The 23,542-nt window shown below is 63.3% G+C and carries 21 protein-coding genes and 2 riboswitches; of the genes, 18 read left to right on the top strand and 3 right to left on the bottom strand.

The window, feature by feature from the left end; all coding sequences use genetic code 11:
- Window positions 1-47 precede the first annotated feature (47 nt).
- Window positions 48-2,477, top strand: coding sequence for a TonB-dependent siderophore receptor (locus QQL85_RS08255; protein WP_284355975.1), 2,430 nt, complete (start codon window positions 48-50; stop codon window positions 2,475-2,477).
- A gap of 7 nt (window positions 2,478-2,484) precedes the next feature.
- On the opposite strand, the gene thpR is transcribed toward QQL85_RS08255, so the two are convergent.
- On the bottom strand, window positions 2,485-3,030 hold the full coding sequence (gene thpR / locus QQL85_RS08250; protein ID WP_284355974.1) for an RNA 2',3'-cyclic phosphodiesterase: 546 nt from the start codon (window positions 3,028-3,030) through the stop codon (window positions 2,485-2,487).
- Window positions 3,031-3,188: 158 nt separating this feature from the next.
- Between thpR and lpxO the strand changes: the two genes are divergently transcribed.
- From lpxO to QQL85_RS08200, 10 genes are all read left to right on the top strand, one after another.
- Window positions 3,189-4,088, top strand: coding sequence for a lipid A hydroxylase LpxO (lpxO, locus tag QQL85_RS08245; protein ID WP_284355973.1), 900 nt, complete (start codon window positions 3,189-3,191; stop codon window positions 4,086-4,088).
- Window positions 4,089-4,276: 188 nt separating this feature from the next.
- Window positions 4,277-4,621, top strand: a complete 345-nt coding sequence (locus QQL85_RS08240; RefSeq protein ID WP_013973174.1) for a carboxymuconolactone decarboxylase family protein — start codon at window positions 4,277-4,279, stop codon at window positions 4,619-4,621.
- A 78-nt stretch (window positions 4,622-4,699) separates the two neighbouring features.
- Window positions 4,700-5,269 carry a GNAT family N-acetyltransferase gene (locus QQL85_RS08235; RefSeq protein WP_284355972.1) on the top strand — a complete coding sequence of 190 codons (570 nt, stop codon included), beginning with the start codon at window positions 4,700-4,702 and terminating at the stop codon, window positions 5,267-5,269.
- A gap of 58 nt (window positions 5,270-5,327) precedes the next feature.
- Window positions 5,328-5,535: riboswitch (cobalamin riboswitch) on the top strand.
- A 109-nt stretch (window positions 5,536-5,644) separates the two neighbouring features.
- A complete protein-coding gene (locus tag QQL85_RS08230; protein WP_284355971.1) occupies window positions 5,645-7,771 on the top strand; it encodes a TonB-dependent receptor in 2,127 nt (708 codons plus the stop codon).
- A gap of 203 nt (window positions 7,772-7,974) precedes the next feature.
- A complete protein-coding gene (locus QQL85_RS08225) occupies window positions 7,975-9,141 on the top strand; it encodes a DUF1624 domain-containing protein (RefSeq protein WP_284355970.1) in 1,167 nt (388 codons plus the stop codon).
- Window positions 9,142-9,169: 28 nt separating this feature from the next.
- Window positions 9,170-9,368: riboswitch (cobalamin riboswitch) on the top strand.
- 111 nt (window positions 9,369-9,479) lie between these two features.
- A complete protein-coding gene (locus tag QQL85_RS08220) occupies window positions 9,480-10,490 on the top strand; it encodes an ABC transporter substrate-binding protein (protein ID WP_284355969.1) in 1,011 nt (336 codons plus the stop codon).
- Window positions 10,490-11,506 carry a FecCD family ABC transporter permease gene (locus QQL85_RS08215; protein ID WP_284355968.1) on the top strand — a complete coding sequence of 339 codons (1,017 nt, stop codon included), beginning with the start codon at window positions 10,490-10,492 and terminating at the stop codon, window positions 11,504-11,506. Before QQL85_RS08220 ends, QQL85_RS08215 begins: the two co-directional genes overlap by 1 nt.
- Complete coding sequence (locus tag QQL85_RS08210; protein WP_284355967.1) at window positions 11,503-12,291, top strand: ABC transporter ATP-binding protein; 789 nt, start codon at window positions 11,503-11,505, stop codon at window positions 12,289-12,291. The genes QQL85_RS08215 and QQL85_RS08210 overlap by 4 nt, the downstream gene beginning before the upstream one ends.
- A 17-nt stretch (window positions 12,292-12,308) precedes the next feature.
- Entirely contained in the window at window positions 12,309-12,743 is a 435-nt protein-coding gene (locus tag QQL85_RS08205) for a pseudoazurin (protein WP_284355966.1), read from the top strand.
- Window positions 12,740-14,083 (top strand): OprD family porin, encoded by a 1,344-nt coding sequence (locus tag QQL85_RS08200; RefSeq protein WP_284355965.1) that lies wholly within the window; start codon window positions 12,740-12,742, stop codon window positions 14,081-14,083. Before QQL85_RS08205 ends, QQL85_RS08200 begins: the two co-directional genes overlap by 4 nt.
- 47 nt (window positions 14,084-14,130) lie before the next feature.
- Here QQL85_RS08200 and QQL85_RS08195 read toward each other — a convergent pair whose 3' ends face one another.
- Both QQL85_RS08195 and QQL85_RS08190 read right to left on the bottom strand, forming a co-directional pair.
- On the bottom strand, window positions 14,131-14,454 hold the full coding sequence (locus QQL85_RS08195) for a hypothetical protein (RefSeq protein ID WP_349816504.1): 324 nt from the start codon (window positions 14,452-14,454) through the stop codon (window positions 14,131-14,133).
- 122 nt (window positions 14,455-14,576) lie between these two features.
- Window positions 14,577-15,074: a GNAT family N-acetyltransferase gene (locus QQL85_RS08190; RefSeq protein ID WP_284355963.1), complete on the bottom strand. Its 498-nt coding sequence runs from the start codon at window positions 15,072-15,074 to the stop codon at window positions 14,577-14,579.
- 131 nt (window positions 15,075-15,205) lie between these two features.
- On the opposite strand from QQL85_RS08190, the gene QQL85_RS08185 reads away from it, so the two are divergent.
- From QQL85_RS08185 to QQL85_RS08155, 7 genes are all read left to right on the top strand, one after another.
- Complete coding sequence (locus QQL85_RS08185) at window positions 15,206-15,685, top strand: hypothetical protein (RefSeq protein WP_284355962.1); 480 nt, start codon at window positions 15,206-15,208, stop codon at window positions 15,683-15,685.
- Window positions 15,686-15,760: 75 nt separating this feature from the next.
- Entirely contained in the window at window positions 15,761-17,332 is a 1,572-nt protein-coding gene (locus QQL85_RS08180; RefSeq protein WP_284355961.1) for a sensor domain-containing diguanylate cyclase, read from the top strand.
- A 118-nt stretch (window positions 17,333-17,450) separates the two neighbouring features.
- A complete protein-coding gene (locus tag QQL85_RS08175) occupies window positions 17,451-18,227 on the top strand; it encodes a ParA family protein (protein ID WP_284355960.1) in 777 nt (258 codons plus the stop codon).
- Between the two features lie 86 nt (window positions 18,228-18,313).
- A complete protein-coding gene (locus QQL85_RS08170; RefSeq protein WP_284355959.1) occupies window positions 18,314-18,724 on the top strand; it encodes a DUF2946 family protein in 411 nt (136 codons plus the stop codon).
- A gap of 68 nt (window positions 18,725-18,792) precedes the next feature.
- The gene (locus tag QQL85_RS08165; RefSeq protein WP_284355958.1) at window positions 18,793-20,943 is read left to right on the top strand and encodes a TonB-dependent receptor; all 2,151 of its coding nucleotides are present in this window, start codon (window positions 18,793-18,795) and stop codon (window positions 20,941-20,943) included.
- Between the two features lie 277 nt (window positions 20,944-21,220).
- On the top strand, window positions 21,221-21,979 hold the full coding sequence (locus QQL85_RS08160; protein WP_284355957.1) for a hypothetical protein: 759 nt from the start codon (window positions 21,221-21,223) through the stop codon (window positions 21,977-21,979).
- Window positions 21,980-22,130: 151 nt separating this feature from the next.
- On the top strand, window positions 22,131-23,468 hold the full coding sequence (locus tag QQL85_RS08155) for an MFS transporter (RefSeq protein ID WP_284355956.1): 1,338 nt from the start codon (window positions 22,131-22,133) through the stop codon (window positions 23,466-23,468).
- Window positions 23,469-23,542: the final 74 nt, after the last annotated feature.

Here is a 23,542-nt window from a genome sequence, read left to right as displayed (position 1 = left end):
GCTCGTCCCACATACCTCCTGACAGCCACTTCATTCGGGAGTAATCCGTGTACAACCCCTTGCCCCGCGCCCTGCCTCTGGTCGCTGCCCTGGCCAGCTTCAACGTGCTCGCCCAAGCGCAAAGCCAGATGTTCGACCTGCCAGCCGCCAGCCTGGCTCACACGCTCAACCGCATCGCCAGCCAGAGCGGCCACATCATTGCGCTGGAGCCTGAACTGGTGCGCGGCAGGCAGGCGCCTGCAGTGGTCGGCCGGATGAGTGCCGAACAAGCCATGCAAGCCGCGCTGGTCGGTAGCGGCTTGCAGTTGCGGGTATCCGGTGAAGGGCATTTCAGTGTGGCCCCCGCCAGCTTGGGCAACGATGTGATGGAGCTGGGCAGCACCAGCATCACCGACAACTATGTGGATGCAACCAGCGAAGGTACAGGCTCCTATGCCGCCCGCGCGGTAACCCTGGGCAAAGGTATGCACACGCTCAAAGAGATTCCCCAGTCGGTTACCGTCATCACGCGCAAGCAACTCGATGACCAGGGCATCACCGACTTGCAGGACGCACTCAACCACACCACGGGCATTGTCGGCGCACAGGGCATTGGCCCTGGCGTGGTCGTGACCTCGCGTGGTTTCCAGATTGATGACTGGCAATACGACGGTGTGCCGATTCCGCGAAACAATTATTCGCTGGGCAACTGGGCAACCCAGGACCTGGTGTTCTTCGACCGCGTGGAGATCTTGCGCGGCGCTTCAGGTCTGCTGCAGGGCACCGGTAGCCCTGGCGGCGCGATCAACCTGGTACGCAAGCGCGGACAAACCGCGCCGACTGTCACGCTGACAGGTAAAGCCGGTTCCTGGGACCATTATGGCCTTCAGCTGGATGCCGGCGGGCCGCTGACCACCGATGGCCGGGTGCGCGGTCGGCTTGTCGCTGACGAAGACCAGAGCGACAGCTTCATCGATTATGTCTGGAGCAAAAGCCATTCGCTGTACGGTGCGCTGGACATCGACCTGAACGATGCGACCACAGTGGGCGGCGGTATCAGCTACAACCGTCAACAGTCGCGACCGATGCTGCGCGGCCTCCCACGATACGCCACGGGCAAGCCGGTCGACATACCGCGCTCGACTTACTCCGGTGCTCGCTGGAACCGTGCCGAAACCGACGTCACCACTTATTATCTGGACCTGGAGCACCGCTTCAACGACGACTGGGCCTTCAAGGCCGCGGCCGTGCGTATGGACGAGACCAATACGTCGACCCACCAACGCACCCAGACCGTTGGTGAAGGCCTGGAGCCTGACGGCAGCGGCCTTGAGTATGCAGACTGGATCACCGACTTCCACTCCACCAAGCTGGGCCTGGACACGAACGTGGTCGGCCACTTCGACACCGGCTCCGTGGCCCATGAAGTGACCGTTGGCGGCAACTATTCCAAGCTCACCAGCGATGATGGTTACTGGCGCACCTTTGGTGGCAATGACAGCATCTTCGACATCGACCACGACCGCCCCGAGCCTAGCCGTGACAGCCTGCTTGCTGCTCCCTTCGGGCGCCACGAAAGCAGTGGCTATGATATTCGCCAGAAGGGCCTGTACGGCGCCTGGCGAGTCAAACCGACCGACCGGTTGACGCTGATTCTCGGGGCCCGCGTCAGCTGGTTCGACTACAGCTACGCAAGCACCACATACCGTGGACTGAATCCAGGCCAGGCCAACCGAACCAGCCGTATGACTGAAACAGGTGAAGTCACCCCGTACGCAGGCTTTGTCTACGACCTGACCCGCGAATGGGCCTGGTACGCCAGCTACACCGACGTGTTCGTACCACAAACAGAGCTCGCCGTTGGCAATACGCCGCTCAAGCCGGTGATCGGCAGTAACTATGAAACAGGCCTGAAGGGCGAACTGCTTGACGGCCGGGTCAACGCCTCGCTCGCGCTGTTCCGTTACGATCAGGAAAACCGCGCCATCACCGATGTGGCTGCGGGTTTCGCCTGCGCTGACGGGTACTGCTCCACCGCCTCGGGCAAGGTGCGCAGCCAGGGTGTAGAGGCCGAGATCAGCGGCGAAGTACTCAGTGGCCTGCAACTGTTCGCAGGCTACACCTATAACACCACCAAGTTCCTCGAAGACCCTGAAAACAAAGGCCGCACGTTCAGCCAGTGGACACCCAAGCACATGCTGCGCGCATGGGCCGATTACACCCTGCCGCTTGACGGGCAGCGTTGGAGCACCGGCCTTGGCTTCACCACCCAGAGCCACACCTTGGGCTACGAGAGCACCTACACCGTGCCTGGCTATACCGTGTGGAGTGCACGCCTGGCCTACCAGCTGACCCCGGAAGTGAACCTTGCCGTCAACGCCAACAACCTGTTCGACAAGAAGTACTGGGTTGCAGGTTTCAACCAGCTCAATGGCAGCAACAACTACGGCGAGCCGCGCAACTTCATGCTGACGGTCAAGTACACCCCGGAACTCTGACTCCGGGTCAGTCCGCCAGCGGCCACTGCGCCAAGGGCCAGTAAGCGCCCTTGCGCGACTCGTATAGCGTGAAGTGGCGTGCCGTGAGGTAGAACTCCGGCGCGCTGCTGGCCTCGGGTGGCTGGCCGCGAAAATCCCTGGACAGCGTCAAGTGCGGGCGATACTCACGGCTGGCTGCCTCCACCCCCAGCGGCAGCAACGCCTGCTGCAACCCGTACACCAGTTGCAACAGAGCCGGCGGTGTTTGCTGTGCCTCCAGCACCAAAGCGCTGGCCCGTTGCCACACCTGCAAGCGGTCGAGCAACAGCCGTGGCGCCGCAGCCGGTAGCGCCAGTTGATCGACCGCCGCACAGATCGCAGGCACCTGCGCGGTATCCACATCGCCAAGAAACAGCAACGTGACATGGAAGTTGGCCGCCGGCACCGGTTTGCCGCTGCGCAGGTTCAAACTCCGGCGCCACTGGGCCAAGGCACGACGCTGTACATCGGTGACCGGCATGGCAAAAAACAGCCGTTTGAAGGGGCTACCGCTGGGGCGTGCATCCTGAACCATACAAACTCCCGGACATGAAACGTTTGCGCAAGACTGTAGGGCATTCCACCAATGTCGCCCCGTCGTTTCGTAACAATAAGTACAAACTGCCCCCATGATTGTTTATGCTGGCTGGCTTATGCCATGGCGCATGGCCATTTTTCGACAAGTAAACGTCCATGAAAATTGCACTCGTACTTATTTTCGTCCTCTCGATCGCCTATGTTCACCTGCGCGGTCGGGTTCGTCACAAGCTGACTCGCCAGCTGGGCGACCACTCCAGTTTCCTGGCCCCGGTCAACAGCTTCCTGTACCTGTTTTCCAAGCTCCCGGCCAAGCCTTACCTGCCGGTCGAGGCTTTTCCCGAACTGAAGCCGCTGCAAGACCACTGGCAGGAAATCCGTGAAGAGGGCCGCCAGTTGCTGCATGTGGGCGAAATCAAAAAGTCCGAAAATTACGATGACGTCGGTTTCAACTCGTTCTTCAAAACCGGCTGGAAGCGCTTTTACCTGAAGTGGTATGGCGAAAGCCACCCATCGGCGATGGCCCTGTGCCCACGTACCACCGAGCTGCTGCAAGGCATCGGCACGGTCAAGGCCGCCATGTTCGCCACCCTGCCGCCGGGCGCCAAGCTGGTACGCCACCGTGACCCGTATGCCGGCTCTTACCGCTATCACCTGGGCCTGGATACGCCAAACGACGACGGTTGCTACATCGACGTGGACGGCGAGAAGTACTCGTGGCGCGATGGTGAGGGGGTGATCTTCGACGAAACCTACATCCATTACGCGGCCAATACGACCGAACACAACCGCATCATCCTGTTCTGTGACGTCGAGCGCCCGCTCAAGTACCGCTGGGCAACCGCATTCAACCGCTGGTTCAGCCGTAACGTCATGGCCGCCGCCGCCGCGCCCAACGGTGCTGGCGACAAGACGGGTGGAATCAACCGGCTGTTCACGCGCATCTACAAGATCCGTGAGCGCGGCAAGGCGCTGAAAAAGCGCAACCGCATGCGCTACTACCTGGAGAAGTGGGCAGTGGTCGCGGCATTGGTGCTGGTGTTCATCTACATCTGACCGATGTGGGAGCGGGCTTGTCCCGCGAACACCGGCAAAGCCGGTGCCATGCACCGCGTGGCCTCCTTTGCGGGACAAGCCCGCTCCCACAAAAAACCCAGTAAACACCCACCAAAGTACAAGCCTCACACTTGCCACACTTCGACTAGCCTGAAAGCTCCACTCGCAACCACCCCAAGGTGAAGACGATGAGCATGATGGACTGGGACGCCTACCGTAAGCAGTTGATGGCCGGCATCGGCGATCTCAAGCAACTCTCCCCCGACACCGTGGCCGGCTACATGACCGCCAGTGGTGCGGGGGCCAAGACCAACCACCTGGACGCCAAGACCCGCGAACTGATCTCTCTGGCGGTGGCCGTGACCACCCGCTGCGATGGCTGCATCGCCGTGCATTCGCAGCAGGCGGTCAAGCATGGCGCCAGCCGCGAGGAAATTGCAGAGGCGCTGGGCGTGGCCGTGGCGATGAATGCCGGTGCCGCGCTGGTCTACTCGGCGCGGGCCATGGATGCCGTCGGCAAGGCCAACGGCTGAGCACAAACGGCGCCGCCGCCCTTGCGCGTCGGCGCCGCGCCACCCAGACTGGGCGGCTTAGCCCGCGCAGGAACCCGCATGATCCACATTCGCCCCATGACGCCCGACGATTTCGATCGCTTCTGGCCCACCTTCCAGGCCATTGTCCAGGCCCGTGAAACCTATGCCTTCGAACCAGCCCTGAGCTTCGAACAAGCCCGCCAGTTGTGGCTGGAGCTGCCCCTGCACACGCTGCTGGCCGAAGATGATGGCGAGCTGCTGGGTTCGTATTACCTGAAGGCCAATGCTGCCGGGCCTGGCGCGCATGTGGGCAATTGCGGCTACATGGTCTGCGAACAGGCGCGCGGCCGTGGCGTGGCGCGCCTGATGTGCGAGCACTCGCAGAAACTGGCACGCCAAGAGGGCTTTCTGGCCCTGCAGTTCAACTCGGTGGTGGCCAGCAATGAAGTGGCCGTGGCGCTGTGGCACAAGCTGGGCTTCGAAACCGTTGGCCGCTTGCCCAAGGCCTATCGCCATGCCCGCCTGGGGCTGGTGGACTGCCTGGTGATGTACAAATGGCTGGCGGACGAGCCGGTGGTGGAGAAGCCGCCGCTGCTGATCGGGCGCAAGAATATCGAGGCACGGGTGTCGCGCCGGCGCGGGCGCTGATCTGCCAACCGCGCCCTCACCCACACCGCGCATTTGACGCACCCGCATTTCAGTGGTCAGATGCGCGCCAGTTTCAGGTGCCCTGTGCCGCCGCGCGCAGGGTGAAACGGGAAGCCGGTGCGTCGTGTTGCCCACGACAAGTCCGGCGCTGCCCCCGCAACGGTAAGCGAGCGAACCCTTCGACATACCACTGTGCATGAGCATGGGAAGGTGAAGGTTTCATGCCCCTCGCAAGCCCGGAGACCGGCCTGAAGCTTCACTTGGCAACCCGCGGTGGGCGGGCGCAGGCCGGTATCCGTGCGCGCGCCTGCCTGCACGGTGCGCCTTTGCGTGTTTTCCACCGGGATCCATTCATTCCTGCAGCAGTGGAACGACATGTCCCGTATGTTCAAGCTTCACCCCTTGGCGGCCTGCCTGGCCGTCGCCCTGCCAGCCCTGGCCGATGACCGTGGTCAACAGCCTCTGGCCTTGCCCTCCACGGCCATCACCGACACCCTCGACAGCCATGGCATCGACCTGGCCACGCCGACACAGGCCGGTTCGCGCCTAGGCCTGAGCGCCCTGGAAACACCAGCCAGCACCAGCAGCATCAGCGCCAAGCAGATTCAGCAGCGCAACAACCTCACTGTGCAGGACGCCGTGACCCGCTCACCAGGCATTACTTTCGTCGGTTCCCCAGGCGACGGCGGCACCGGCCTTTCTGCTCGCGGCTTTGCCGGGCACAGCTCGGTGATGACCCTGTTCGACGGCGCACGTCTGTACACCGGCGCCGGCACCCAGACCTTCCCCGTGGACCCGTGGATGGTCGAGCGCATCGACGTAATTCGCGGCCCGGCTTCGGTGCTGCATGGCGAAGGCGCCACCGGTGCGGTGGTCAACGTGATCCCGAAAAAGCCGTTTGCCGGCGAAGTGCGTAACCACCTGCGCCTGGGTTACGGTTCGTGGGACCGCCAGCAACTCGGCCTGGACAGCGGTGGCAGCCTCAGCGACCGCCTGAGCTACCGCCTGACCCTGAACCAGCAAGGGGGCAACGGCTGGGTCGACCGCACCCCTTCGCGCAGCCTGGCCCTGAGCGCCGCGCTGCGTTTCGATGCCAGCGACGACCTCAGTTTCACCCTCGCCCACGACCGTGGCGATGCGGAACCAGCCAACTACTACGGCACGCCACTGATCGATGGCCACTACCGCAGCAGCCTGCGCAAAAAAAACTACAACGTGCAGAACGACGTGCAGCACTACGTCGATGAATGGACCCGGTTGACTACCGACTGGACACTGAACGACCACATCAGCGCCAGCAACCAGCTGTACTACATCAAGAGCCGCCGCCACTGGCGCAACGCCGAAGACTACAGTTGGGACGCCGAACGCCAGCAGTTGCAACGCGGCAGCTACCTGGAGATCAAGCACAACCAGGAGCAGTTCGGCGACCGCCAGACCTTCACCGTTGACCACACCCTGTTCGGCCTGGCCAGCAAGACCGTGGTCGGCACCGAATACAACAAGGTGCGCTTCAACGTCGACAGCAATGCCCCCTACAACGATGTGGGCGGCGACTACATCGACGCGTGGCAGCCGCAGCCTGGGTGGTTCCACAGCGCCTCGCCCCTGCGCCCGCAAACCTTGTCCACCACCCACACCTTCGCCTTGTTCGTCGAGAACCGCCTGCAGCTGAGCGATCGGCTGTCGTTGGTCACGGGCGTGCGCCGCGACCAGAACCACATCGACCGCGACAACCTGGTCGATGGCAGCCGCAGCGACCACAGCCTGCAAGGTGGCAACTGGCGCGTCGGCCTGGTGTATGCGTTTACCGACGACCTGTCGCTGTACGGCCAGTACTCCACCAGCGAGGACGGGGTGAACAACCTCATCAGCCTCAGCCCGACCCAGATGCACTATGACCTGACCGAAGCGAAGCAGACCGAGGTGGGCCTGAAGCAACGCTTCTGGGACGGTCGCGGCGAATGGACGTTGGCGGCCTACCACATCGTCAAGAAGAAGCTGCTGGTGGACGACCCGATCACCCACGAGAAACAACAGGCTGGCCAGCAGACTTCCGACGGGCTGGAGGCGACCCTGGAGCTGGCGCTGGCGCATCAGTGGCAGGTGTCGGCGAACGCTTCGCTGGTGCGCGCCAAGTATGATGACTTCGACGAAGTGGTCGGCGGCACAGCGCAGGACCGTGCGGGCAATCGGCCGGCCAATGTGCCACGGCGTACCGCCAACCTGTGGCTGAGCAAAGGCTTCGGGCAGCAGGTGGAGGCCGGCATTGGTGCGCGTTATGTGGATGAGCGCTTTGCCAATACTGCCAATACCCAGAGCGCGCCTGGGTACACCGTGGTCGATGCCAACGTCGCCTGGCAGGTGCTGCCGGATGTGCGGCTGGGGTTGCAGTTGAACAACCTGTTCGACCGTGAGTATGTGCAGTCGGCGTTCAGTGGGCAGCAGTGGTTGATGGGGATGCCACGGTCTTATTTTGCGACGGTGGATTACAGCTTCTGATGTGAATTGCCTGTGCGGGCCTCTTCGCGGGTAAACCCGCTCCCACAGGGATATCACTGCCCCTGAGAGCTGTGCTGTACCTGTGGGAGCGGGTTTACCCGCGAAGAGGCCCGCACAGGTAACACAAAAACCTCTACCAACCGACAATCAATTAGTTATAAGATAACGTTTCACATGACATTCATTCCTATCAGCGACCCTCCATGACAAGCGCCAGCGCCACCCCCACCCTGCTCACCCAGCGCCTGCAGAGCATCGACGCCCTGCGCGGCCTGGTGATCCTGTTCATGCTCCTGGATCACGTCCGCGAAACCTTCTTCCTGCACCGTCAGGTTAGCGACCCGATGGCCATCGACACCACCGAGCCTTCGCTCTTCATCAGCCGCACGTTGGCCCACCTGTGCGCGCCGGTATTCGTCTTGCTGACCGGCCTTTCAGCCTGGCTGTACGGCGAAAAGCATCAGGGCCGTGGCGATGTGTCGGCGTTCCTGTTCAAACGCGGGCTGTTTCTGGTGGCGCTGGAGTTCACCCTGGTCAACTTCGCCTGGACCTTCCAGCTGCCGCCCAGCGTGATCTACCTGCAGGTCATCTGGGCCATCGGCGTCAGCATGATCGCCCTGTCGCTGCTGGTATGGCTGCCACGCGCCGCCCTGCTAACCCTGGGCGCAATCATCGTCGCCGGCCACAACCTGCTCGACGGCCTGCACTTTGGCGTGGAATCGGCAATGCATGTGCCATGGGCGATCTTGCATGACCGCGGCTGGCTGGCGTTTTCCGAGAGCCTGCGCCTGCGCACGTCCTACCCGGTGCTGCCGTGGATCGGCGTCATCGCCCTGGGCTACGGCCTTGGCCCCTGGTTCGCCCGGGGCAGCGAGGCCGGCCAACGTCAACACCGCCTGCTGCTGGCCGGGCTGGTCGCGTTGCTGGGCTTTGTGGTGTTGCGCATATTCAACGGCTATGGCGAGGCGCCATGGAGTGGCTACCCAACCTTTACGCAAACCGTGATGAGCTTCTTCAACATCACCAAATACCCGCCGTCACTGCTGTTCCTGGCCCTGACCCTGGGCTGCGGCCTGCTGTTGCTGCGCGCCTTCGAACGCGCCGGCCAGGCCCGTTGGATCAACGTGCTGGCGGTGTTTGGCGCAGCACCAATGTTCTTCTACCTGCTGCACCTGTATGTGCTGAAGCTGCTGTACCTGGCCAGCGTGGCGCTGTTCGGCCTCAACCATGGCGACTATTTCGGTTTCGATGGCATCGCGGCAGTGTGGCTGAGCGCCATCCTGCTGGCCGTTTCGCTGTACCTGCCGGTGCGCGGGTTCGCCCGCCTGAAAGCGCGACGCCGCGACATCACCTGGCTGAAGTACTTCTGAAAAGCGTTTTCACCCGGCGGCATGATGGTCTACCATGCGGGCCGCCGGTTTCCACCACGGAATTAATAGGGAATCCCAGGCCCGCCAACACGGGCCAAACGGAACTGCCCCCGCAACTGTAGGTGCCGAGCCTGCTCCATCGATGCCACTGGGCGTAATTGCCCGGGAAGGCTGGAGCCGGGCCATGACGCACCAGTCAGGAGACCTGCCGGCCTACTTATACCAACCGGCGGGGTGTCCGGGATTGGCCATCAGTGTTGTCCCTGCCAGCGGCGGGGGCTCGGCGATGCCTGTCCGTGCGTTCCTCACCCGAACTGTCCGATAGGAGATCGCCCAGCATGCTGCCCCGTTTCGTCACCCTGCTCGCCGGCCTCGGCCTCACTGGCCTGGCCCAGGCCGCCGCCACCCACTACCCGCTTACGATCGAGAATTGCGGCAAGCCGCAGACGTTCGCCCAGGCGCCACAACGCGCCGTCACCATCGGACAGGCCGGCACCGAAATGCTCTATGCACTGGGCCTGGGTGACAAACTGTCTGGCACCTCGTTGTGGTTCAACAACGTGCTGCCCGAATACAAGGCGCAGAACGACAAGGTGCCGCGCCTGGCCGACAACGACCCCAGCTTCGAGGCCGTAGTGGGCAAGCGCCCGCAACTGGTCGCGGTACAGTTCGAATGGATGGTCGGCGCACAGGGCGTGGTCGGCACCCGCGAACAGTTCGACGAACTGAAGATACCCACCTACCTGCTGCCTTCGGACTGCGAAGGCAAGGACAACCTGGTCGGCGCCGACGGTACTCGCCTGCAAGCGTTCCAGGTAGGCAGCATCTACAAGAGCGTCAGCCAGCTGGCTGAGATCTTCGATGTGCAAGACCACGGCACTGCCCTGAATGCCGAGCTCAAAGGCCGCCTGGACAGTGCCAAGGCACAACTGGCGGGCAAGGACCTGTCCGCCACCTCGGCACTGTTCTGGTTCTCCAGCGCCGACCTCGACATCGACCCGTATGTGGCCGGCCGCCAGGGCGTCGCCGACTTCATGCTGCGCACCCTGGGCGTGCGCAACGTGGTCGAGTCCACGGAGGAATGGCCTACCGTAGGCTGGGAAACCTTGGCCAAGGCCAACCCCACCTGGCTGATCATTGCCCGCATGGACCGTCGCCGCTTCCCTGCCGACGACTACCAGAAAAAGCTCGAATTCCTGCGTAACGACCCGGTAACCCGCAACATGGACGCGGTGAAGCACGACCGCATCATCATCCTCGATGCCGACGCCATGCAGGCCGGCATCCGCCTGTTCAGCGGCCTGCAGACGTTGTCTGCAGCCTTTGCCAGCGGTAAAGCGGCCCAGTGATGATTCGCCTGTTACCGTGCATCGCGGTCGCCCTTGCAGCTCTGCTGGCCGCCTTGCTGGCCGGCACTGCCATTGGCGAAACCAACCTCTCACCCAGTGTGGTTGGCCAGGTGCTGGCCAACCACCTGTGGCAGGCCGGCTACCCGGTGGACCCGATCGACGCCGGCATCGTCTGGAACTACCGCCTTACCCGCACCCTGGTCGCCGCTGCTTGCGGTGCCGGCTTGGCGACATGTGGCGTGATCCTCCAGGCGTTGCTGCGCAACCCACTGGCCGAGCCTTATCTGCTGGGGCTGTCTGCGGGCGCCTCGACCGGCGCCGTACTGGTCGGCCTGCTGGGGCTGGGTAGCCTGGCATTGAGCATGTCCGCCGGGGCATTCATCGGTGCGCTGGCCGCATTCGCCCTGGTGCTGGTATTGGCCCGCGCGGCCGGCCCCAGCAGCAACAACGCCCAGGTCATCCTCGCTGGCATCGCCGGCTCGCAACTGTTCAATGCGCTTACCGCCTTTCTTATCACCAAGTCGGCCACTGCCGAACAGGCTCGCGGCATCCTGTTCTGGCTGATGGGCAACCTCAGCGGGGTGCGTTGGCCGTCGGTGTGGCTGGCCGTGCCGGTGGCGCTGTTCGGCCTGGTGGTGTGCCTGTTGCACCGCCGCGCGCTAGATGCCTTTACCTTCGGCGCCGATTCGGCTGCATCGTTGGGCATCCCGGTGCGGCGCACCCAGCTACTGCTGATCAGCTGCGCGGCACTGGTGACGGCCGTGATGGTGTCCATCGTCGGCGCCATCGGTTTTGTCGGGCTGGTGATTCCCCATGCCCTGCGCCTGCTGCTCGGCCCCGGGCACAGCCGCCTGTTGCCCGCCAGCGCACTGGGCGGCGCGCTGTTCCTGATTGCCGCCGACGTGCTTTCGCGCACCTTGATTGTGGGCCAGGTGATCCCTGTGGGCGTGGTCACCGCGCTGATCGGCGCACCGGTCTTCGCGCTGATCCTGGTCAGCCGCCGGGGGCGCTCATGACGGTCATGACCGCCGTACAGATTCCGCCCTTGAGTTGCCGGGGCCTGGGGCTGCAACTGGCCGGCAATACCGTGCTCAGCAGTATCGAGCTGAGCGTTGTCGCGGGCGAAACGCTGGGCATCGTCGGTCCCAACGGCTCAGGCAAGTCCTCACTGCTCAAGTTGCTGGCCGGGCTGCGCAAGCCGGCCAGCGGCAGCGTGCACCTGCTGGGTGAACCACTGGCACAGCTGCCCCGCCGCCGTGTTGCGCAGGCCCTGGCACTGGTCGAGCAACAGGCCGACACCCTCGATGCAATCCGTGTGTTCGATGCCGTGGCCTTGGGCCGTACACCTTGGCTATCAGCACTGGCACCGTTCTCCCAAGAAGACCGCGCCATCGTCGAGCAGGCCCTGACTGACCTCGATGCCCTGCACCTGCGCACGCGCCTGTGGGGTTCGCTGTCGGGTGGCGAACGCCAGCGCGTCCATATCGCCCGCGCCTTGGCGCAGCGACCGCAGGTGCTGTTGCTGGACGAACCGACCAACCACCTGGATATCCAGCACCAGCTAAGCCTGCTGCAACAGGTTCAAGCCCTGCCGGTCACCACGCTGGTAGCGCTGCACGACCTCAACCAAGCGCTCACCTGCGACCGTGTGGCAGTGCTCGACAAAGGCCACCTGATCGCCTTGGGCAAACCCCTTGAAGTGCTCACCCCCGAGCGCCTGCTGAATACCTTTGGCGTCCACGCCCATTACCTCACCGACCCCTTCGACGGCGCGCGCATCCTGCGCTTTCGCGCCCCTTGAACCAGGAAGTTCTCCCCATGCCGTTGCGCCCTGTCGCCCTGCTGCTTGCCAGCACCCTGCTTGCCCCGGCCGCGCTGGCCGAAGTGCATGAAGTGAAAATGCTCAACCGTGGCAACGAGGGTGCGATGGTGTACGAGCCGGACCACTTGCGCATTGCACCCGGCGACACCGTCCGCTTCCTGCCAACCCAGAGCGGGCACAATGCGGCCAGCGTGACAGGCCTGCTGCCCGCCGGGGCCGAGCCCTTCAAGAGCAAGCTGAACCAGCCGTTCGAACAGACCTTCAGCGTGCCGGGCGTGTACGGCATCCAGTGCATTCCGCACCTGGCGATGGGCATGGTGATGGTCATCCAGGTGGGTGACGCGGCAGCAGCCGAACTGCCCCCCAGCTTGCCGCCAAGGGCCAAGGCCCGCTTTGCAACCCAGCTGCAGAAACTAGAGGCCGGCCAATGAGTCGCTTCTGGCTGGCCCTGCCACTGCTGGGGCTGGGGCTTGCGCCGTGCGCCTTGGCCGATTCTGCGCAGGCGCAAAGTCGTGGCCTTCTCGAAGACAGCAGTTGGAGCCTGCTCAACCGTAGCGTATTCGACCAACGCGATTACAAGCACGGTGGGCGTAACAGCGCAGCGCGCAATGCCTACAAGCCGCGCAGCGAACGTAACGGTATAGCCGAAGAATGGGCCTACGGTTTGATGGGCACCTTCCAGTCCGGCTTCAGCCAAGGCTTGATCGGTGTCGGGGTCGATGCCCACGCGTATCTGGGCGTACAACTTGACAGTGGCGGCGGCCGTGCGGGCAAGGCGCGCTTGCTGGGGGTCGACAACGACGGGCACCCGAAAAACGAATACAGCCGTGCCGGTGCGGCGTTGAAGTTGCGCATGTCCAATACCGTGTTGTCCTACGGTGAGCAACGGGTCAAAACCCCAGTGTTCAGCTCCTCCGACAGCCGCCTGCTGCCCGAGACCGCCACAGGCTTCTTCCTCACCAGCAACGAATTCGACACGCTCAAGCTGGTGGCCGGGCACTTCAACGAAAGCACCGACCGCAATGCCTCAAGCCACGACCAGGGGTTTGTGGTGAACTACTCCAACAGCAAGCAGGGCAACAGCTTCGACCTGGCCGGCGTGGTCTGGAACCCGGGCGCCGCCTTAAGCGGCAGCCTGTACCTCTCGCGCTACGAGGACAGCTGGAACCAGCATTACCTGGGCAGTACCTTCAGCCATGCGCTGGATAACCGCCGCAGCGTCAGCCTGGACCTCAACCTGTACCGCACCACCGACACCGGCAAGGCGCTGTCCGGGCGTATCGACAATACTACCTGGAGCCTGGTCTCGCGTTACAACCAAGGGCCGCACGGTTTCAGCCTGGGCTGGCAACAAGTGGACGGCAACACGCCCTTCGACTATGTGACGCGGGGCGCGATCTTCATTGCCAACGCGGTGCAGATGTCGGACTTCAACGCACCGAACGAAAAGTCATGGCAGGCACGCTATGACCTGAACATGGGGGCCTATGGGGTGCCAGGGCTGAACCTGACGGCGTTGTATGTGCGCGGGTTTGATATCGACGGCACGCATGTCGACCCCAATGGCGGGTATGCGTACCTGGGGTATGGCAAGGGCGGCAAGCATTGGGAACGCGACCTGGAGGCGCGGTATGTGGTGCAGAGTGGCAAGGCCAAGGGGACGACATTCTCGGTGAGACACAATGCGCACCGGGGAAATACGGCGCAGGCGGAGCTGGACGGGGACCAAATTCGCTTGGCGGTGGAATGGCCACTTTCGGGTAGTTTCTGAGGTACGGTGTTGCCTGGATGGGGGCCGCATAGCGGCCCCAGTGACTTTCAGGCAACCGAGCTGCCTGCAGGCAGCAACCCCCACTCCACCCTTTCCGGTTCACTCATCATCGCCACCACTTCGGCAAACGTCTGCTGCAGTTCCGAACTGACATTGCCAAATGCCCGGTAATTGGTCAGCAGGTAGCGCTTCACCGCCCTCGGCCAGCGCCGTTCCTTGTGCGCCGCATTGATGATGCCTTTGGCATCATGCCGCGTCGCGCCACGCCACAAATCCATCAACCTGTTCTCGAAATCGCCGAAGGTCCACAAGTCTCTGCGGTCCTCGAACTCGTCCAGCAGTTTAAGTTTGTACAGGGCCATGTGCGGCATCGTGAGTCTCCCTCGGGTGCAGTGAAAAAGCCATACAGGAGGGAAGGTAAGCAAGCCGGGCCGCCCTGAAAATGAACGCGTCGATCACGCCGAAACGTCCGTTGTAGGCGCTTTCCCACAAATCAGCCCAGCCGCAGCTGCATGTGCGTGGTCTGCCAGACCGGGTCTTGCTCCACGTCCACCACCGCAAACCCTTGCCGCTCCCAGAACGCAATCGCACCGGGGAGAAACGGATGCGTATGCAGGTACAGGCAGTCGATACCGGCCTGCGCCGCTTGCTCGCGCAATGCGCTGAACAACGCACCGGCCAGCCCCTCCCTGCGGTAGGCCGGCAGCACGAACAGGCGTACCACTTCCACTACCCGCTCAGCGCGATAGTCAAGCTGGGCAAAGCGATGGTCATAGGGCACATAGCCGATCACAGCGACCAGCCGACCGTCATCGCGGGCTTCGAGAAAGCACCCCGCGCCGTCCAGGTAGGTTTCGGCAAAATGCGCAAGGTCATGCGGCAATGGCACCGCGACCAGCATCGGGAACAGCTCGCGGCGAGCGCTTTCGACAAACGCCACGACTTCGGCAATAGCGACACGCGCTACAGGTTGCAGGGTCCAGTTCGGCATGGGGCTGTTGGCAAGGGTTGGAGGACAGGGTTTCTACACCAGCGTGCCGATCAAGGCAAATCACGGGGCTCGTCGTGGCCATGCGGACATCGGTATAATCGGCAGTCTTCACTGCCCGACCAGACAACGCCATGCCCCGCCTCCAGAAGTTGCTGTTGCCCCTGCTGCTGACTGCCGCCCTCACCGCCTGTGACCAGAAGCCTACGCGTGAAGAGCAGATCCTCGCCCAGCTACCGCTGCAGGACGCCTACACGCACAATATCGAGCGCATGGCCACGCTGCTCGGCCGCACTCACCCGCGGCTGTCGCAAGCCACCATCCAGGACGTACTGCGCAAATACCTGACCGTCGAGGACCAGCACCAGGACCTGTTCCGGCTGTACAGCGAAAAAAACTTCAGCGATGCCGAGTTCGCCACCCTTGTCGAAGCCACCCAGGACCCGGCCAAGGCCCGCGCGCTGGAAGACACCGACGCCGGCAGGCGCCTGAGCGAAAAGCTCACCGCCCTGATGCGTGAAACCGCCCGCGATGTGAAGGTGCAAGCGCTGGTCGAGCGGCGCATGCAACAGGTGGAGGACGAGCTGAATGCGCTGGACAGGGCAGGTTCCTGAACGCCGTTCCCCTCCACGCTCTAGCGTGTAAGGTTGTTCCCGTTTCTTAGCTATTATTCAAACCCGAGGTCAGGATTGCCACACGCCAAGCACGGATTGCGCCTGGATCTACGTACACTCATTCTGGTGCTCTGCGCCCTTACTGCCCTGGTCATGCTGTGTGCCAGCTATTTCGCCAGCTACCAGGTACAACGCCAGCTGCTGATCGACCACGCCCTGGAAGCCAACCGGGTGTATGCGACGAAGCTGGCAACCATCACCGAGACCTTCATCGGCAGCACCTTGCAGCAGCTTTCATTCAGCGCCGGCATACAGGGCCGCCAGTTGAACAACGCAGCAGCACTGCAGGTGGAGACCGACCGTGTGCTGGGCCAGAGCATGGCCTTCAACTCCACGTTCGTGATCGATGCCAATGGCGTGCTGCTGGCGATTTCTCCCGCCCCGCTACGCCACCTGGTCGGCACCCGCATGCAGTCGCCCGGTGCACAGGAAGCACTGCACGAACGTCGCCCACTGGTTTCCACACCCTACCTGTCGGCGGCCAACAACCTGGTGGTGACATTGTCGCACCCCATTTTCGACAGCAATGGCCGCTACCTCGGGTATGTGGGTGGCAGCCTGTACCTGCGAGAACGCAACATCCTCAACAGCCTGTTGGGCGAGCACTTCTACAAGGACGGTTCGTACCTGTATGTGGTCGACCGCAACCGCCGCCTGCTGTACCACCCCAACAGCGAGCGGGTAGGCACAGTGGTGGAGGGCAACGCGCTGGTCGACCAATTGGCGACACTGGACAGCGGTACTCGGCAACTGACCAACAGCCTGGGCGTAGAAATGCTGGCCGGGTTCGCCACCATACCCAGTGCCGGCTGGGGCGTGGTCGCGCAACAGCCATTGGCGCAGACGGTAACGCCTCTGAGCCACCTGGTACTGAGCGTTGTCGGCACTTCGGCGCCCCTGGCGCTGCTGGGCAGCCTGCTGCTGTGGTGGCTGGCCCTGACCATTGCCCGGCCACTCTGGCAACTGGCCGCCGGCGCCCGTTCGATGGACCGTGCCGGTACCGCCGAACGCTTGCACCGGGTGCCAGCCTGGTACTTCGAAGCGGCCGAGCTCAAGCGGGCACTGCTCTTCGGGCTGAACCTGCTGCAAGAGCGCATCGGCAGGCTTGACCGTGACGCCCAGACCGACCCGCTGACCGGCCTGGGCAACCGCCGCAGCCTGGAGCTCAGCCTGTCGTTGCTGGAGGCCGAAGGGCGGGCATTTGCGGCCATCGCGCTGGACATCGACCATTTCAAGCGGGTCAATGACAGCCATGGGCACGAGGTCGGCGACCAGGTGCTGCGCCAGCTGGCGGAACTGATGCGCCGTTGTTGCCGCGAGGGCGACCTGCTGTGCCGCACCGGCGGTGAAGAGTTCCTGATGCTGCTGCCAGGGGCCAGCCTGGAGGTGGCGGCGGTGGTGGCCGAGCGGTTGCGGGTGACGGTGCAGGACACGCCACTGGAGCCTGTGGGGGCGGTGACCATTTCACTGGGGGTGGCGCGCTGCGATGGCGAGGTAGGCAGTGAGCCTGCGGAAACACTGAGCGAAGCTGACCGGGCGCTTTACCGGGCCAAGCAGGAGGGGCGCAATCGGGTGGTCATAGCCTGATCCGCGGCACAGGCAAAGATGAAACGTGCAGTTGTAACAATGTCTGTCATAAAACTGTCGTGTTTCAGTCATAGGATTGACCCCAACCTGACATTTTCATTTCATGGATGAGCGTCTCATGCGTCGTGTGGTTTTCAATCAGAAAGGTGGCGTCGGCAAATCCAGCATCGCCTGCAACCTCGCGGCTGCCAGTGCCGCCGAAGGCTACCAGACATTGCTGGTCGACCTCGACCCGCAGGCCAATGCCACCTACTACCTGACCGGCCTGGTCAATGACGCCATTCCTGCCGGCATTGCCGACTTCTTTCGCCAGACCTTGTCACCGGTCACTGCCGCTGGCAAGAAGCACCGCGTGGCAATCACTGAAACCCGCTACAGCAACCTGCACCTGGTAACTGCCAGCCCCGACCTCAGCGACCTGCAAAGCAAGCTGGAGAGCAAGTTCAAGATCAACAAGCTGCGCAAGCTGCTGGTAGAGCTTGGCGAGGATTACGAGCGGATCTACATCGACACCCCGCCGGCGCTCAATTTCTTCACCTTCAGTGCGCTGGTGGCGGCCGAACGCCTGCTGATCCCGTTCGACTGCGACAGCTTTTCACGACAGGCCTTGCACTGTGTCATGGCCGAGGTCGAAGAACTGCGTCAGGACCATAACCCGGCACTGAAGGTGGAGGGTGTGGTGGTCAACCAGTTCGCCGGGCGCACCGCCCTGCACCAAACCCTGGTCGACCAACTGCGCAGCGAAGGCCTGCCCGTGCTACCTGTGTACCTCAGCAGTTCGATCAAGATGCGTGAGTCGCATCAGGCGTCGGTGCCGTTGGTGCACCTGGCGCCACGGCACAAACTGGCGCTGGAGTTTGTCGACTTGCTGGATATGCTGGAGCGGGCGGCCTGACAGAGCCGGAGGGCCTGCTTTGCAGTCCCGAAATCTTGTAGCAAAAGCACTACCCGACCGTTCATCCGGATGGTAGATTCGCCGCCATGAAAACCACCCGGCACACTCGCACGCTGACGGCCTGGACGCTCTACGCCAGCGTCCTGTTCAGCCTGTTGCTGTGCGGCCTGCACCATGGCCAGATGGGCGGGCTGCGCCTGGCCGGGCTGGAAGGTGGCTTCTGCTCGGTGAACAGCGAACACGGCGTGGCCATCGACCTCGATGGCGCTGGCGGTGACCAGCACATGGCCCAGCTGGACTGCCCGGTGTGCTCCTCGTTCGGCCTGGCCGTACCACTCAGCAGCGGCGGCTGGTCATTCACCCCAGCGCAAGCCGTGGCCACCTCGCCCATCGTCGTGCGCAGCTGGGCGCAACCACCGCCGCGCTATCAACGCCCCGCCCTCAACCCCCGCGCCTCCCCCACCCCCTTCCCCGCAGCCGTACTTCATTTCGCCTGACTTTAGCCGGGCACGCCTGCGTGCGCGCTCGCCGTCAGCCATGACCTTTGCGTGGAAGACACACCAACATGCTTCGCAAAACCTCCCTGGTGCTCCTGATGGGCACCTGCAGCTTCGCCTGCGCCGAAAGCGCCCCCGTGGAGCTGGGCGCCACCACCATCGACGGCGAACGCGACGCTGCCAGCGGCGTGCAACTGGACGAGCCGATCCGCACCGGATCGCGCCTGGGCCTCACCGCGCGGGAAACACCCGCCTCGGTCAGCGTCTCGGACCGCCGCCTGATCGAAGAACGCGGCGCCAAAGACAGCCAGGATGTAATCAACGCCATGACCGGCGTGAACGCCTCGGCCAACCCAGGCTTTGGCGGCTTCGTTGCCTACCGTGGGTTTACCCAGAACCAGGTCACCCAGTTGTACAACGGCATCAACCTGGGCTACAGCAGCGCCACCCGGCCAGTGGATGCCTGGGTGCTCGACCGCGTCGAACTGATTGGCGGCCCATCCTCGTTCCTGCATGGCGCAGGAGCCGTAGGCGGCTCGATCAACTACATCACCAAGCTTGCCAGCCGCGACCAGCAGACCCTTGACGGGCGTATCCGCTATGGCAGTTTCGACGAAAGCGAGGTGGCGTTCGGAATCAATCAGGCGCTGGCCAGCAACCCCGCCGATGCCCGGCATTTCATGCGTCTGGACTTCAGCCGCGGGCAGGGCAACGGCTACGTCGACCGCAACGAACGGCACACCGACAGCCTGGCCTTTTCGCTGCTCAGCGACCTGGCCCCCAACCTCACCCACACCCTGGCGCTGGAGTACCAGGAAGACCGCGAAGACAGTCCGTACTGGGGTTCGCCTATCCTGCCCGGGCGCAGCACGATGAAAATCGACAACAGCCGCCGCTTCGAGAACTACAACGTCGGGGACGGGCGCTATGAGCAGCGGGTACGCTGGCTACGCTCTATCCTCGACTACCAGGTCAGCGACAGCACCAGCGTGCAGAACACGCTGTACCACTACAATGCCCAGCGCGACTACCGCAACCTTGAACGCTACGCCTACACCCGCAATGGCCAGGTGCAACGCAGCAGCCCTTACCTGCAGCGCCACGACCAGAACCTGCTGGGCGACCGCATCGAACTGCGCCACGACAACCAGTTATTCGGCCTGGCCAGCCAGTGGTCACTGGGGCTGGAATACTCACGCATGCGCCAGACCCTCTACCCCACTTCGGGCAGCTGGACTGACGTGGTCGATGCCGAGCACTTCGACCCTGGCAGTTTCGATGACATCCCCGGGGTGAACGCCGGCCTGACCAAGCAACGCCGCCACGAAGTGACCAACCGTGCAGTGTTTGCCGAAAACCGCCTGCAACTCACCGAGCGCCTGGCCCTGCTGACCGCCTTGCGCTACGACTACCTGGACATGGACGTCACCAACTACGGCGCCGTGACGCCCACTTCGCCGGCGTACTTCGAACGGCGCTGGGAACCCTTGTCCGGGCGCATCGGCCTGACCTACACGCTGACGCCGTCGGCCAGCCTGTATGCGCAGTACAGTACCTCGGCCGACCTGCCCGCCGGCTCGCTGGCGGCCGCGACCTACTCCAATGTGGGGCTGTTCGACCTGTCCAAGGGCGAGCAATGGGAAGTGGGCAGCAAGTTCGACTTCCTCGATGGGCGCGGTGCGGCCACGCTGGCCCTGTACCAGATCGTGCGCAAGGACTTTGCCGTGCGTGACTCGAACGATGCCAACCTCACGGTCCAGGCCGGGCAGCAGACCTCACGCGGAGTGGAGCTGTCCGGGCGCCTGCAGGTAACGCCAAAACTGCTGGCCGAAGCCAACTATGCCTACGTCGATGCGCAGTACGACGAATTCAACGAAGCCGTCAATGGGGTATCGGTCTCGCGTAAGGGCAATGCACCCACCAACGTACCGGCCAATGTCACCAACCTGTGGCTGACCTACAGCCTGTCGTCGGCATGGTCGGTGGGCGCGGACGGGCGCTATGTGGGATCGGTGTATGCCGACAACGCCAACAGCCTCAAGGCCCCGGCCTACACCCTGTTCGGCGCGTTCGCCCGCTACCGGCTGGACGAGCACACCACGCTGACCGGGCGGGTGCGCAACCTGACCGACGAGGTGTATGCCAAGCAGGCCTACAACAGCCAGTACTACATGGGGCCGCCGCGCTCCTTCGAACTGGCGCTGGACATGCGCTTCTAACCTCAGTCTTGTGCTGCTTGTGCCGGCCTCTTCGCGGCTAAAGCCGCTCCCACAGGTTCAGTGTTTGCCTCAAGGCATGCGCAGTACCTGTAGGAGCGGCTTTAGCCGCGAACACCGGCAAAGCCGGTGCCATCCTCCGCGTGGCCTGCTTCGCGGGCACGCCCACTCCCACATTCTCCACACAAATCACACACAGCCCCCACGCATTTCAAGTGATAATACTGGTTCTCAATATCGCCGGCATGAAGGCCGGCGCTACCACATCAAGGAAGTTTCCGTGTACAGATCGTTGTCTCCGGCAATCATGGCTGCCGCTCTAATAGCTTTAGCGGGCTGCCAGAACCGGCCTGCCTCCGAAGAAGATAAACAGGCGCGCAAGACATTCGTCAGCGACATGCAGCAAGTCCTGAAGCTGGGCATTGCCACCGCCGACACGGGCAAGCAGATTGGCGTGGTCATGCTGGACGTCAAACTCGACCAGAACTCGGCGCCCGTCAGCTGCAAAGCCAGCAAGGCACCGATGAGGTACGAAACGGTATTGCCTGCCGACCTGGTCCGCTCGGACTTCAAGGCATTGGCCAGCATGGTCGAGGCGCAATGCTGGAAGACCATCTATCCCGTAGTGCCCAAGTCGCTGCGCGACAAGGACGGTACGGCAGAAGTACGCGCGCCCCTGTTCGTGGTGCTGCCGTCTTACGCCCAGGCACCTGATACCGCACGGCGCCAGGCCAATGCACAGCGGGAATTCTTCTGGCAGCACCTGTTCCGCGATCAGCCGGTAGACAGCATCGGCAGGGCCTCGCTCTACTACGAAGCAAACGCACAAGGCAACGTCCAAGGCTGCCTGGTGCAGATTTATCCCCACCCGAACCGGCCGGACGACTTCCGTCTTGATGGCAAGCTGCAGGCCGAACTGAACAGCCGCTGCATGGCGCTGAACCTGCGCCAGCTGCCGGGCTTCAGCACCGACGCGCACGGCCAGGCCAAGGGTTACAGCGAGCTGGAATACGCTCCCTGGAAAGTAGGCCGGCTGTAAACCACAACGGCGGTTGAATCAGGTATCCCGAGGTCGCCCTCGACAAAGCCCCCTCCAGCGCCCGGCGATCTACTGGTAAGCACAACAATGATGGCGCGGCCCGACCGCGCCACGTTCATCATGCCTGCCAATGGAACCGGAGAGCACCCGCATGTCCGCACCTCATGAGGTATCCCCCGCCACCCTGCGCCGGGTGATCGCCGCCTCGGCCATCGGCAATTTCGTCGAGTGGTTCGACTTCGCCGTCTATGGCTTTCTCGCCACCCTTATCGCCAGCCAGTTCTTTGCCAGCGAAGACGCCAGCGTGGCCTTGCTCAAGACCTTCGCGGTATTCGCCGTGGCATTTGCCCTGCGTCCGTTGGGCGGGATCGTGTTCGGCGCGTTGGGCGACCGCCTGGGACGCAAGCGCATCCTGTCGTTGACCATCCTGCTGATGGCAGGCTCCACCACCTTGATCGGCCTGCTGCCGACCTACGCCAGCATCGGCCTGGCGGCCCCTGTGCTGCTCACCCTGGCGCGCTGCCTGCAGGGTTTTTCTGCCGGCGGCGAATATGCCGGGGCCTGCGCCTACCTGATGGAACACGCGCCCAACGACAAGCGCGCCTTCTATGGCAGCTTCGTGCCGGTCTCGACCTTTTCTGCCTTTGCCTGTGCAGCGGTAATCGCCTACGGGCTGGAAGCCAGCCTGTCGGCCGAGGCCATGAACGCCTGGGGCTGGCGCATTCCGTTCCTGATCGCCGCACCGCTGGGGCTGGTCGGCCTGTACCTGCGCTGGCGCATGGAAGAAACCCCGGCGTTCCGCGAAGCCGTCACCCAAGGCAAGGAGCACGAGCATTCACCGCTGAAGGAAACCCTGCGCAATCATGGCCGGGCAATTCGCAACCTGGGGGCGTTCATTTCGCTGACCGCGCTGTCGTTCTACATGTTCACCACCTACTTCGCCACCTACCTGCAACTGGTGGGCAACCTGACCCGCGCGCAATCGCTGCTGGTCACCACCGTGGCCTTGCTGTTCGCCGCCATCGGCTGCCCGCTGGCCGGGGCGTTCTCGGACCGGGTAGGACGGCGCAAAACCATCGCTTTCACCTGCCTGTGGGTGATGTTGTGCGTGTTCCCGGCGTACTGGCTGGCGAGCTCGGGCTCAATGTCCGGCGCGCTGCTTGGGGTGATCCTGCTGGCGGTGGGGGCGTTGTGCAGTGGCGTGGTCACGGCGGCGTTGCTCTCGGAGAGCTTCCCTACCCGCACCCGCTATACCGCTTCGGCGATTACCTACAACGTGGCCTACACGCTGTTTGGCGGCACCGCGCCGCTGGTGGCGACCTGGCTGATCGGGCAGACCGGCAGCAGCCTGGCACCGGCGTTTTACCTGGTGGTGATTGCGCTGGTGGCGTTGGTTGGGGGGTTGGCGTTGCCGGAGACTTCGCGGATTTCGTTGCATGATGAGGTGGGGGCGGACCGCGTGCAGCCTGGAGCCCGTAGTACCGTTTGAGATCTTTGGGGCTGCTTTGCAGCCCATCGCAGGCAAGCCAGCTCCCACAAGGACCGCGTCAGCCGGAAAATGGC

It is taken from the genome of Pseudomonas putida, from assembly GCF_030159595.1.
Classification (GTDB): domain Bacteria; phylum Pseudomonadota; class Gammaproteobacteria; order Pseudomonadales; family Pseudomonadaceae; genus Aquipseudomonas; species Aquipseudomonas putida_AC.
This window is presented reverse-complemented; position numbering and strand designations above follow the sequence as displayed.